This is a genomic window from Eubacterium sp. OM08-24, assembly GCF_003438075.1.
Lineage (GTDB): Bacteria > Bacillota > Clostridia > Oscillospirales > Acutalibacteraceae > Ruminococcoides.
Map to the genome: position 1 here is coordinate 744,955 of NZ_QSTA01000001.1, position 12,439 is coordinate 757,393.

Sequence of the window (12,439 nt, forward strand, 5' to 3'; positions counted from 1 at the left end):
ATTTGCTATTTGATATGATATATAATATACCATATCAAAGATTTTTTCAATTCTTTTTTGTCGTTTTTATAAAAATTTTAGTAAAAAAGGATTAATACTCACTTTTTTTACTCTTTTTTGCCTTGTCGTTTTTTATTAATAATTTATATATTTTTGCATAACGATAAAGCGCATAAAGCATAACAACTGCCGTAATAGAAAGTAAAATATCGTCTATAAGCAGGTTTTCGTAATTGATTACTGCTTTTAAAAATACAATTACACATACGGCAAAATAGAAAACAATAGTTGCAAGTTTGCCGAACCATTCGGCTGCCGGCGGTGTGATTTTGCGCTTTAAAAGCGATACTCCGCCAATGAGCATTGCCACATCTTTTGCTATTAATATTACAAGTATAGGTATTACATTCGGCGCATAAAAAGCCATACAAAGCATTACGGAGATTAATGTAATTTTGTCTGCGATTGGGTCTAATAATTTGCCAAGCTGGGTAACCTGATTTAAGCGCCTTGCAAAAAAACCGTCAAGACAGTCTGAAATTCCGGATAATCCAATGCAAATTGCCGACGCCAAATATTTTTCATTTAAAAATAAAACGACAAAAGGTACGACAAGTACAAACCTCAGATATGTAAGCAGGTTTGGTACTGTCCATAAATCTGATTTTTGCTTGATTATCATTTTGTTTTCTTTGTCCATTTTCATTCCCCTTTATTCAGCGTTTGAAAATTGAAAAAGCAACTCCGCTTATTCCTTCATTAAGTGCAGCAGTTGAATTTGTCCAATCCATAATAACGGCAAGCACCATAAGAAAAATTGTAGCCAGAAGCACACCCTCAACAGCGCCGAAAACTCCGCCTAAAATTCTGTTTATAGGGCTGATTACAGGCAAATCGAAAACTTTATTTACAAGCCTTATAATGAGCTTAAAAACTATTAAAAGCAATATAAACATTATTATGGCTATAAAAAACGAGAATATTCCCGTTACGATTGGCTTTACAAAACTGTCGGTAACCTGCACTGCCGTTAAATTTGACGAGGTTGTTTTTCCCGCAAAGCAGTCAATAAGCCTTTGCTCGTCAAAGCCAAAAATGTTGCAAAAAAATGTAACAATTTCCGAAACCCAAGACGGCAAATCACCGAGAGCGCTGTTTACAGATATTTCTGTATTTGTTACTGCTGTACTCAATTCTTTTATTAAATTATTTCGGATAAAAGCATTAAATATCCAGCCTGCGATTGCGCCCGATAAAAGATTTGAGAGAATATAAGACGCAACAAGCGCAGCAATATTCATAATAGATTTTGCTAAACCTCTTACTGCACCACTAATGATAAAGATAATTATAACAGCAAGAAAAATTATGTCAAGTACCATATTCTCCCCTCATTAAGCATTATCTTTTGTAGAAACGCTGTCTGTTGCTTTCTGACTATTGTTGTTAAGCTCTAAAAATCTAATCTGATTTACACTGAGAACATAGGCTGTTGTGTCCGAAGAAAGGATAATGCGCTTTGAACCTGCACCTGTTTCGGTTTCAAATACCTTATCGCCATTTGTATTGTAAACATTCGCTACATTTGAGTCAAGCAGGGCGATTTTATCCTTGTAAACAGAAATAGAGTCTGCTCGGCTGTCGGTATCAACCTTTGATTTTTGAGAGCCGTTTGAATCATAAGTAAAGACCGAGCAGCTTCCGCCGTCGCCGCTTCTTGAAAGTGCAACATAGTAAGTTGAAGTATCCATATTAAAGAAATAGTTTGAAAGCGTCATTGAATCATAAGAATTTGTAATAAAATTCTCATCGCCCTTTTTTACAACATAAGATGCGGCATTGCCTACAAGGGCAATTCTGTTGTCGGTAATAAATTTTGAGGCAATAATAACATCGCCCTCAATATTCACAACCTGCTCAGGCTCTTCCTTTGAAAAGTCGAGAATATAAACGGCTGATACAACCTTACCGTTTACTGTTGACAAGCCTGTTACCGCACAAGCTGTGCCGTTGCTGTTGAGTGTTACAGATGTTATATAATATTCCGAAAAAGAATATTTGTATATTCTGTTGTTGTCTTTATTAAATACAAGCAAACTTGAAAGATAGCCGTTACCCTCGGTAACGATTGCATACACGCCGTTTGACGCTATGTCTGCCGTATAAATATCGTCGTCGGTATTTGATGAAAACAACTGCTTATCAAGTGAATTTACCTCATAGCCTTTTCCGCCGAGGTCATATGTAAGAAACATATTTTTATTGCTGACAAGAATAGGCTTTGAATATTTAAGCTGCGTACTGAATATATCACTTCCCGATGAATTTAAAGTGACAAACGAAGTATCTGACGAATAAGCAATGTGACCGTCTGAAAGCACAAAATTGTTTGAGTTTACCTCAGTGCCTGTTATGGCAACAGGATAGCCGTTGCCAGCGTTTCCAAGCACATCATATGTCCACCAATTCGCAATGCTTTCGGGCGAAAGTCTGTCCCTGTTGGCAAAGGCAAACACCACAAGCCCTGCCGCCAGCGCAATACACACGCAGACTATTATTTTTTTAACTGCCTGAGGCGACATTTCGGTTTTTTCAAGCTCGTAGTCCTCAAGCGGTACATCTTCATAGCTTATAACATTACGGTCGGTTTTCTTCGCCTTTGTTTCGGCAAAGCGATGACCTTTTGATTTTGTTTTAGTTTTAGAATTGTTTTTAGATTTAGATTTATCAAATTTACCGGAAAACATTTCTGTTCACTCCTTCAGGTAAATAACCCCTTAATCGTAATTAACCCTGTTAAGATACAGACCACAGGGCTGTGCTGTCGGGCCTGCAAATTTTCTGTTCTTTTTTTCAATTATACCCGTAATTCCGTCAACAGGTATCTTCCCCTGCTGCACTCTTAAAAGAGTGCCAACCATAATCCTTACCATATTATAAAGAAATCCGTCAGCCTCTACCTTCATAGTTACAAGGTTACCATCTCTCGTAACCGAAAAGGCTTTTACTGTGCGTGTCATATCCCCTTTTTCCCGGCTGTCAAGTGTGCAAAAAGAGGTAAAATCATGAGTACCCACATAAGCCTGAGCCGCTTTGTTAAGCATTTGCTCATCAAGCTTATATCTGTAATGAAGTGCGTATCCGTCAAGAAAAGGATTGCGCACCTCTGTATTCCATATTTTATAAATATATTCCTTGCTTGTGCAGCTGTACCTTGCGTGAAAATCAATATCGACCTCTTCACAATCAAGAACGGCTATGCTGAGCGGCAACCAACGGTTAAGCGCTGCCTTTAATCTCACATCGGCGATAGGATGAGTTGTTTTAAGACTTATGCAATACATATTTGCGTGAACTCCGCTGTCTGTCCGGCTGCAGCCTTTCAAATCGAAATCGCTGCCTATTATCTTGGACAAGGCATTTTGAAAAGCCTCCTGAACAGTCATAGCGTTGTTTTGAATTTGCCAGCCATGGAACCGCCTGCCGTCATATGAAATTGTAAGTTTAAAATTCCTTAAAGCGCCGCCGGAATCAATATGTTGCATAAAACCACTCCGCAAATTACAAATCCTACTGTTACCATAGAAACAACATCTCGCTTAGCCATATGAATACTTTTCATTCTTGTTCTGCCCTCTCCGCCGTGATAGCAGCGACACTCCATAGCTGTGGCAAGGTCATATGCTCTTCTGAAAGACGATACAAACAAAGGCACAAGAATAGGAATCAAGGCTTTTACTCGTGTTATCACATTTCCTGCCTCAAGGTCTGCACCTCTCGCCTTCTGCGCCTGCATAATTTTGTCGGTTTCTTCAAGTAAAGTCGGCACAAATCTTAGCGCAAGCGACATCATCATAGCGATTTCGTGAACAGGAACGTGAATTTTATTAAGCGGTTTCATCAATCTTTCGATTGCGTCTGTAAGCTCTGTGGGAGATGTTGTAAAGGTGAGTGCAGAGCTTGCAAGTATAAGGCAGATAATTCGTACCGTTACAAATACGGAACGGTTTATTCCGTTAATTGTAATCTTGATTATTCCCCACTGCCATATGGGATCTCCCGTACCGTAAAAAAGATTGAGTACGGAAGTTACTATTACTATAAAAATAATAATTTTTAAACTTTTAAAATAAAACTTTGCAGGTACTCCGCTCATTGCCACTATTGCCGCTGTTGACGCCGCAACAAGAGCAAGCGCCGCATAGTTAAATGTGCAGAACACTAACACCAGAAAAGCAACAAGCATAATGATTTTTGCTCGTGGGTCAAGCCTGTGAATAAGGCTTTTTGCAGGAAAATACTGTCCGAAAGCTACATCTCTTACCATTGTTTTTCCTCCTTTTTTATAAGAGGAAGAAGGTAATTAACCGCTGCATCAACAGTCAGTATGCCCTCGGGCACATCTACTCCCCTTTTTCTGAGCTGTGACATTATCTTTGTTATCTGCGGAATACGCAGGCCGATTTTTTCAAGCTCGTCACCTCTTGCAAAAATCTTTTGGGTTTCGTCAAACATAACAAGCTGCGATTTATTCATAACCACAATTCTGTCTGCCACACGAGCAATGTCCTCCATACTGTGAGAAACAAGCAAAACTGTGTTTTGTCTTTCCTTATGATAGCGGATTATCTGGCTTAAAAGCACATCTCTGCCCATTGGGTCAAGTCCTGCCGTCGGCTCGTCAAGCACAAGCACATCGGGATCCATTGCAATTACGCCTGCAATGGCGGCTCTTCGCTTTTCTCCGCCCGATAAATCAAACGGTGACTTGTCCAAAAGCTCGTCCTTTAGTCCTGTAAATCTCGCCGCTCTTCGTACTTCCTTATCAATTTCTTCTGCCGAAAGTCCTTTATTGGTTGGGCCGAAAGCAATATCCTTATAAACGGTTTCCTCAAAAAGCTGATATTCGGGATACTGAAAAACCATACCGACTTTAAAGCGGATTTTACGAATTTCCTTTGGCTTGTCCCATATATCCACACCGTCAAGCAAAACCTGTCCGCTTGTAGGTTTCATAAGTCCGTTAAGCATCTGCACAAGGGTTGACTTGCCCGAACCCGTATGACCGATAATGCCGATAAGCTCGCCTTTATTTACAGAAAAGCTGACATCGTTTACCGCCTTTTTTTCAAAAGGAGTGCCTGTGCCATAGGTGTAGCAAACATTCTTTAGCTCAAGAATACTCATTTCAGCACCTCCATAAGCAAATCGACACATTCGTCACTGTCAAGCGGCATTTTGTCAATTTTCGCACCGCAGCCGATAAGTCGGTAGACAAGTTCTGTTGCCTGCGGAACATCAAGCCTATGCTTTTTCAAAAGCTCTACCTGAGAGAATACCTTGTCGGGTGTACCCTCGGTAAGTACCTTGCCGCTGTCCATTACAATTACTCTGTCGGCAAGTACCGCCTCGTCCATATAATGAGTAATGAGCACAACGGTAATGCCCTTTTCTTTATTCAATTTTAAGAGTGTAGACATAACCTCTTCTCTGCCGTTTGGGTCGAGCATAGCGGTAGGCTCGTCAAGCACAATGCAGTCGGGCTGCATAGCAAGTATGCCTGCTATGGCAACTCTTTGCTTTTGTCCACCCGAAAGCTTGTACGGAGCGTCTTTTCTGAACTCATACATACCCACCGCTTTGAGTGCGTCATCTACTCGCTGTCTGATTTCAGACGGCTCAACACCGAGGTTTTCAGGGCCGAAAGCAACATCTTCTTCGACAACGCTTGCAACAAGCTGGTTGTCCGGATTTTGCAGCACAAGTCCAACCTTTTTGCGAATGTCGAGGGTTTTGTCCTCATCTGCTGTGTCGTCACCGTCTATAAATACCTTTCCGCTGTCGGGTACAATCATAGCGTTGAGGTGTTTGGCAACGGTTGACTTTCCGCATCCGTTATGACCAAGCAAAGCGACAAACTCGCCCTTTTCTATATCCATAGAAACACCATCAACGGCATTTTTTGCAGGCTGTACCTCTTCCTCAGACATATACGAAAAAGCTATATTTTGAATAGAGATAAACTTCATTAATTACTTCTCCCAGATAGCTGTTGAGCCACATGGCAAAACAAGTCCTGTATCGGTTACAGGAAGTCCGATTTCACTGCTTGAAACCTTACCTCCGAATTTTGTTTTAAGTAAAACACCAAGTAAATATTCCATAACGGCAGGCGAAAGACCTGTTGTGTAGGAATTAAGAATAAAGAAAGTAGGGTCATCTGACATAACCTGTCGGCAAAGCTCAACTAAAGGATACAGCTGTTCCTCAAGTTTCCATACCTCGCCGCCGGGGCCTCTGCCGTAAGAAGGCGGATCCATAATAATGCCGTCATAGCGATTGCCTCTTCTGATTTCTCGCTGAACAAACTTTGCACAATCGTCAACAAGCCATCTTACAGGCTTGTCGGCAATACCGCTTGATACCGCATTTTCTTTTGCCCACTGTACCATACCTTTTGAAGCGTCTACATGGCACACGTTTGCGCCTGCATTCATACAGGCAAGTGTTGCACATCCTGTGTAGCCAAAGAGGTTGAGGATTTTAAGCGGTCTGCCTTCTTTTTTTATTTTATCGGCGGCAAAGTCCCAATTTACTGCCTGTTCGGGGAAAACACCTGTGTGCTTAAACCCCATCGGCTTAATGTTAAATGTAAGACTGCCGTAATTTATACTCCACTGCGCAGGGATTTTTTTGTACTGCTCCCAACTGCCGCCGCCCTTATTGCTGCGGTGATAACGGGCATGAGCCGAATACCAAAGCGGATTTTTCTTTTCGGTTGACCAGATTATTTGCGGATCGGGACGAATTAAAATAATATTGCCCCAACGCTCAAGTCGCTCTCCGTCAGAAGCGTCAATAAGCTCATAATCCTTCCAATTTTCAGATAAACGCATTATGCCAATCTTTCCCTTACTACCTGTGCTGCCTCTTCTGCAAGAGTCTGAATCTGCTCAGGATTTTCGCCCTCAAGCATAACTCTTACGAGTGGTTCTGTGCCCGATACACGAACTAAAATTCTGCCTGTATCGCCGAGAATTTCTGTTACACGATTAATTTCAGCTTTAACTTCCTTGTCTGTGTAGAAAGAAAGTTTGCCCTCGTTGCTTACCTTTACATTAATAAGCACCTGTGGATAACGCTCCATAATCTTTGCAAGGTCGCTGAGCTTTTCGCCTGTGCGTTTCATAATTGAAAGCACCATTGCGCCTGAAAGCTCGCCGTCGCCTGTTGTGGAGTGGTCAAGGAAAATAATGTGTCCGCTCTGCTCACCGCCGATATTGTAGCCGTTCTGGAGCATTGACTCAAGCACATAACGGTCGCCGACCTTTGTTGAAACAAAGTCAATACCGTTAGCCTCGCAGAATTTAGAAAATCCCATATTTGTCATAACAGTGCCAACTGCTGTGTTCTTCTTGAGCTTGCCGTTCTTCTTCATATCGTTTGCGCAAATGGCAATGAGGAAGTCGCCGTCAACAAGGTTGCCGTTTTCATCAACAGCAAGGCAGCGATCAGCGTCACCGTCAAAAGCAAGACCTGCACTGAGCTTATTTTTGCGTACATATTCCTGTAATTTCTTAGTATGAGTAGAGCCGCAGTCCTTGTTAATATTAATTCCGTCCGGCTCGTCAAAGAGCATATGAACCTTTACTCCGAGCTTTGTAAAGAGCTTTTCGGCGGTTCTTGAAGATGAACCGTTAGAGCAGTCGAGAGCAACCTCCATACCGCTTAAATCTTCGCCGACAGCCTCTGCAACATGATTAATGTAATCATCGACAGCCGAGTCAAGCGCAGCTACTCTGCCGATTTCGCCGTCCTTTGCTGTTGCATACGGAACTGCATGGTCAAGTACAATTTCTTCAATTCTGTTTTCAAGGTCATCAGGGAGTTTATATCCCTCTGAACTGAAAATTTTGATTCCGTTAAATTCAAACGGGTTGTGAGATGCAGAAATCATTACACCTGCGTCTGCATTGTATTTCTTTACAAGGTAAGCAACGGCAGGAGTAGGAACTACACCCAAAAGTTTAACATTTGCGCCTACCGAGCAAAGGCCTGCAATAAGTGCGCCCTCAAGCATATCGCCCGAAAGTCTTGTGTCTTTACCGATAAGAATTGTTGGGTGCTTAACCTCGTCATTTACAAGCACCATAGCTGCCGCTCTGCCTATATTCATTGCAAGCTCGGCTGTAAGCTCTGTATTAGCTACACCTCTTGCGCCGTCTGTACCAAAAAGTCTGCCCATAATTGTTTTTCCTCCAAGTTTTGTGTTTTAGATTATGATTATTTTATATTTATTGGTTTTTATCAAATAGATTAGGTTGTGTAGGCATTGCGTTTACCGTACCCTTAGGAAAATCGTACCCCAAATGGCGGCAAGCAGCTGCCGTAATACATCTGCCCCTCGGTGTTCTGCTTAAAAAGCCGATTTGAAGTAAATACGGCTCGTAAACATCTTCAATGGTTACCGCCTCTTCACCGATTGCCGCTGCGAGGGTTTCAACTCCGACAGGGCCGCCGTTGTAGAAATTGAGTATAGCCTCAAGCAGGCGTCTGTCGTTTCTGTCAAGACCAAGTTCGTCAATTTCAAGTCTGTCAAGCGCAAGGCGAGCGGTGTCGCAGGTGATGATTCCGTCAGACATAACCTGAGCAAAATCACGCACACGCTTTAAAAGCCTGTTTGCGATTCGTGGCGTACCTCTTGAGCGAGATGCAATTTCAAGCGCACCGTCAGGCTCGATTTGAATGTCAAGAATACCTGCACTTCGTGTAACTATTTGCGCAAGCTCCTGCGGAGTGTATAACTCAAGTCTTAAAATAACACCGAATCTGTCACGCAAAGGCGCTGTAAGCTGTCCTGCCCTTGTTGTAGCGCCCACAAGAGTGAATTTTGGCAATGGCAAATGATAAGACGCTGCCATCTGACCCTTGCCTGTAATAATATCTATTGAAAAGTCTTCCATTGACGGATAGAGGATCTCCTCTACCGAACGGCTCAAACGATGAATTTCATCTATAAATAATACATCGCCCTGATTAAGGTTTGTAAGCAAAGCGGCAAGGTCGCCCGGCTTTTCGATTGCAGGCCCTGAGGTAATTCTCAGCGATACTCCAAGCTCGTTTGCAATAATTCCGGCAAGCGTGGTTTTGCCAAGTCCCGGAGGGCCGTACAAAAGAACATGGTCGAGTGACTCTCCTCTGAGTTTTGCCGCCTCAATAAACACCTTGAGATTTTCCTTTGCGGTTTCCTGTCCGATATATTCCGACAAAGTTTTTGGTCGCAAAGGATTGTCGCTTTCTATATTATCCTCAGGAATTTCTGATGTATCAAGTATTCTGTTTTCAAAGTCAAATTCATCCGAAAACTCAGGCTTGCTCATTTATCAATTTCTTCCCATCTGTTTTAATGTCATAGCTATAAGCTGCTCAACAGGCAAACTTGCGTCAAACTGCGCAAGTACAGGCGAAACATCTGCCGGAGTGTAGCCAAGCACACCGAGCGCCTCTATTGCCTTTGGAACATTTCCGCCGGCAGCCTGCGGCATCTGCACACTGCCCGTTTGAGTTTGTTCCGATTTAGCCAGCTTGTCCTTTAGTTCAAGAATAATGCGCTGGGCAATTTTTTTGCCTATGCCCTGCGCCCTTGTAATTGTTTTAATATCATCTGTCGCTATTGCCATAGCAACCTGTTCTGCGGTAAGCTCGGATAAAATAGAAAGTCCGGCTTTTGGGCCTACTCCGCTTACGCTTATCAATGTTTTAAAGGTTGCAAGCTCGCTTTGTGTGGCAAAGCCGAACAAATCCACTGCGTCCTCTCTTACATTGAGATAAGTATAAAGCGTTACCTCAGTGTTGAGTTTTAATGTTCTGAGGGTATTGTATGTAGTTTGGCAAAGGTAACCTACTCCGCCGCATTCAACTACTGCCGCTGAATTTTCTGTATGAATAAGTTTTCCTCTTACCGAATAAATCATTGTTTATCCCCTTTCAAACATCTTTCTTCTCAGCGCCGAACCTGCCGCCTGAGCATGGCAAATTGCCATTGCGAGTGCGTCTGCCGTATCATCGGGTTTAGGCACTTCGGCTAAATGCAAAAGTCTGCGTGTCATTTCCATAACCTGCGGCTTTTTAGCCTTGCCGTATCCCGTTACTGCGGTTTTTACCTGCAAAGGCGTATATTCGTAAATCGGTATTTTAAGTTTTTGGGCGGCAAGCAAAATAACTCCCCTCGCCTCTGCAACCATAATTGCTGTTTTTTGGTTATTCTGAAAATACAGCTTTTCTATTGCAAGAGCATCAGGACGGCACCTGTTAAGCACATTGTAAATTTCATCGTAAATATACTCAAGTCTGTAATTAAAGTCAGTGCCAGCCTGCGTTTCAACCGCACCAAAGCCGAGTGCCTTATAAGTATTTGATTTAAAACTGATTGCTCCCCAGCCAATGATTGCATAACCGGGGTCAATCCCGAAAATTACCAAGGCACTACCTCCAACTGTTTTAATAAAATAAACCTAAAATTATCAGCGCAGTAAAGTGTTTGGAATAATAAATTTATCTCTTAAACTTCTTTTCCTCTGTTCAAAATGCCTACTAATTCCGCTTTTCTTTTGTGTGAAAAGAAAAACTCCAAAAGAAAGCACATTTAAGGGACAAGGGCTTTCGATGCCCTTTCCCCTTAAAAATCCTCTTTCCCCAAACGACCAAGGTCAGTGACCTTGGAACCTCTGACTTTTCTGCACTAAAACAATTTAATATCTTTCAAAATTCAGAAGAAAAGACTTGATTTTTAAGTTTATTTCATATCAGTAAATTATATTATCGGCATTTTAGCCTATACTACCGCATAATAATTAGCATTATATCACAAAACAATCCATTTATCAATAAAAATGCATTTATATTTAAAAAATATCCTCTAATTTTCTCCCTGCTTTTCTATTTCTATCTGTTTTCCGCAATAATCAAGCACAAGTTTATTTCCGCTTACCGTATAGTTAAAATTATAACTCTGTTTAAATTCCTGATTAAAAATAATAAAACTGCTGTCATCTATAACATACAAGCCGTTTATAACCATTTCGTCCTCGCCTGATTTTAATTTCAGCTCTGCCTGATTATCCGAAAAGTTCAGGCTTACCTCTGCGCCGCCCTTTAATTTTCCGTACCAATTTTCACTTGTAATCTCAAAACTTTCTCCCGAAGTGTCTGCCGTACATGAGCAAAAAACAAAGCAAACCGCACAAATAAGCGGCACAACAATCTTTTTCATAAGCGCACTCCCCTCTCACAAAAATATATTACAAAAAATATTTTTATATGACAGGCTAAGAATTTATATATTTTTCTTGAAAAGCAATATACTTCTATGGTATAGTATATTAGTATGTAAAAAGATTTGGAGGGATAACTTTGCAGTATGAATATACCGCACCACAAAAGATTTTTGAAGAAAACGGCGAGGTAATGTGCGCAGGCTGGGCAAAAAAGCCTTATTTTATCTTTAACAGGGAGCAAAGCAAGCAGGCAAAGCACATTAAGGAAAGTGTAAGCTATTTTGTGAGCAACGGCGAAATCTCACTTTATATATCCACTGAAAACATCGGACTTGACTTTTATATAAAAATTGCGATTGCAAATTTAAAAAACGGCAATGTGATTTCTGATTTTGTTTATAAAAAGCAACTTCTCGACAGAAACGAACTTCCCGAAAGCAAAGAGAGCGGACAGCTTGTTTATTCGGACAAGCGCATTGAATTTGCAATAGTAAAGGTAAAAGATGACCGCACCATAAAATGCAATTTCTATGATTTTGGCGGCAAAGCAGATTTGAGCTTCGAGTTTAATATCGACAGCAAGGGCGGAGATATTCTTGACCAGGTTGCCCCCTTTGAGCGTGACAGAAAATACTTTTATTTTAAGCGCTTTATGCCTGTATTCAGTGCGAGCGGAATTATTAAAGTGGGCAAATCGCAGTATGAACTTCAAAAGGAAAACACTTCAGTGTATATAGACAGCACATATTATTCAAAGCCAAGACTTCATAGCTACCAGCGACTTTCTGCCGACTATATGAGAGGCGACAACCGCTTTTCACTTTGCCTTGCAAGCAGAGTCGGCGACAACCGCAACGGCAGTGAAAACAGCTTTTTCCTCAACGGCGAGCTTAACAAGCTATATAAAATAGAGGTCAAAAACAATGACGGCAGAATAGACCGCCCATGGTACTTTAAAGGCGGAATTGAGGCTGTTGACATTACCTTTAAGCCAAATAAAATCAATGACAGCGCAATGGTGGCTCAGATGGACACAACCTCGGTAACCTTTGGCGTATTGTTTGGCAAGCTGAAAAGATACGATTATGACGCACCGCTTATGCTCGACAATATTCCTGCACATATGGTGTTCAATGAATTTTAATAAGATAAAAAATTAAAAC

At 41.5% G+C, this 12,439-nt stretch carries 14 protein-coding genes; 1 reads left to right on the plus strand and 13 read right to left on the minus strand.

Going from position 1 to position 12,439, the window contains the following annotated elements; translation table 11 throughout:
* Positions 1-91: 91 nt before the first annotated feature.
* The 13 genes from DXC23_RS03680 to DXC23_RS03740 form a co-directional block, all read right to left on the minus strand.
* Entirely contained in the window at positions 92-700 is a 609-nt protein-coding gene (locus tag DXC23_RS03680) for a CDP-alcohol phosphatidyltransferase family protein (RefSeq protein ID WP_158552422.1), read from the minus strand.
* Positions 701-716: 16 nt separating this feature from the next.
* Positions 717-1,382 carry a CvpA family protein gene (locus tag DXC23_RS03685; RefSeq protein ID WP_117704818.1) on the minus strand — a complete coding sequence of 222 codons (666 nt, stop codon included), beginning with the start codon at positions 1,380-1,382 and terminating at the stop codon, positions 717-719.
* A gap of 12 nt (positions 1,383-1,394) precedes the next feature.
* Positions 1,395-2,747, minus strand: coding sequence for a DUF5711 family protein (locus tag DXC23_RS03690; protein ID WP_117704819.1), 1,353 nt, complete (start codon positions 2,745-2,747; stop codon positions 1,395-1,397).
* A gap of 30 nt (positions 2,748-2,777) precedes the next feature.
* Positions 2,778-3,545, minus strand: a complete 768-nt coding sequence (gene truA, locus DXC23_RS03695) for a tRNA pseudouridine(38-40) synthase TruA (protein WP_117704820.1) — start codon at positions 3,543-3,545, stop codon at positions 2,778-2,780.
* Positions 3,515-4,327, minus strand: a complete 813-nt coding sequence (locus DXC23_RS03700; protein ID WP_117704821.1) for an energy-coupling factor transporter transmembrane component T — start codon at positions 4,325-4,327, stop codon at positions 3,515-3,517. The genes truA and DXC23_RS03700 overlap by 31 nt, the downstream gene beginning before the upstream one ends.
* Complete coding sequence (locus tag DXC23_RS03705; RefSeq protein ID WP_117704822.1) at positions 4,321-5,187, minus strand: energy-coupling factor transporter ATPase; 867 nt, start codon at positions 5,185-5,187, stop codon at positions 4,321-4,323. The genes DXC23_RS03700 and DXC23_RS03705 overlap by 7 nt, the downstream gene beginning before the upstream one ends.
* On the minus strand, positions 5,184-6,029 hold the full coding sequence (locus DXC23_RS03710; protein WP_117704823.1) for an energy-coupling factor transporter ATPase: 846 nt from the start codon (positions 6,027-6,029) through the stop codon (positions 5,184-5,186). The genes DXC23_RS03705 and DXC23_RS03710 overlap by 4 nt, the downstream gene beginning before the upstream one ends.
* A 3-nt stretch (positions 6,030-6,032) precedes the next feature.
* Positions 6,033-6,896 (minus strand): class I SAM-dependent methyltransferase, encoded by an 864-nt coding sequence (locus DXC23_RS03715; RefSeq protein WP_117704824.1) that lies wholly within the window; start codon positions 6,894-6,896, stop codon positions 6,033-6,035.
* Positions 6,896-8,245: a phosphoglucosamine mutase gene (gene glmM / locus DXC23_RS03720; protein ID WP_117704825.1), complete on the minus strand. Its 1,350-nt coding sequence runs from the start codon at positions 8,243-8,245 to the stop codon at positions 6,896-6,898. Before glmM ends, DXC23_RS03715 begins: the two co-directional genes overlap by 1 nt.
* Before the next feature lie 49 nt (positions 8,246-8,294).
* Positions 8,295-9,380 carry a Holliday junction branch migration DNA helicase RuvB gene (gene ruvB, locus DXC23_RS03725; RefSeq protein WP_117704826.1) on the minus strand — a complete coding sequence of 362 codons (1,086 nt, stop codon included), beginning with the start codon at positions 9,378-9,380 and terminating at the stop codon, positions 8,295-8,297.
* A 3-nt stretch (positions 9,381-9,383) separates the two neighbouring features.
* A complete protein-coding gene (ruvA, locus tag DXC23_RS03730; RefSeq protein WP_117704827.1) occupies positions 9,384-9,974 on the minus strand; it encodes a Holliday junction branch migration protein RuvA in 591 nt (196 codons plus the stop codon).
* 3 nt (positions 9,975-9,977) lie between these two features.
* A complete protein-coding gene (gene ruvC / locus DXC23_RS03735; protein ID WP_117704828.1) occupies positions 9,978-10,481 on the minus strand; it encodes a crossover junction endodeoxyribonuclease RuvC in 504 nt (167 codons plus the stop codon).
* 437 nt (positions 10,482-10,918) lie between these two features.
* Positions 10,919-11,272, minus strand: coding sequence for a hypothetical protein (locus DXC23_RS03740; protein WP_117704829.1), 354 nt, complete (start codon positions 11,270-11,272; stop codon positions 10,919-10,921).
* 140 nt (positions 11,273-11,412) lie between these two features.
* On the opposite strand from DXC23_RS03740, the gene DXC23_RS03745 reads away from it, so the two are divergent.
* Positions 11,413-12,420 (plus strand): DUF2804 family protein, encoded by a 1,008-nt coding sequence (locus tag DXC23_RS03745; RefSeq protein WP_117704830.1) that lies wholly within the window; start codon positions 11,413-11,415, stop codon positions 12,418-12,420.
* Positions 12,421-12,439: the final 19 nt, after the last annotated feature.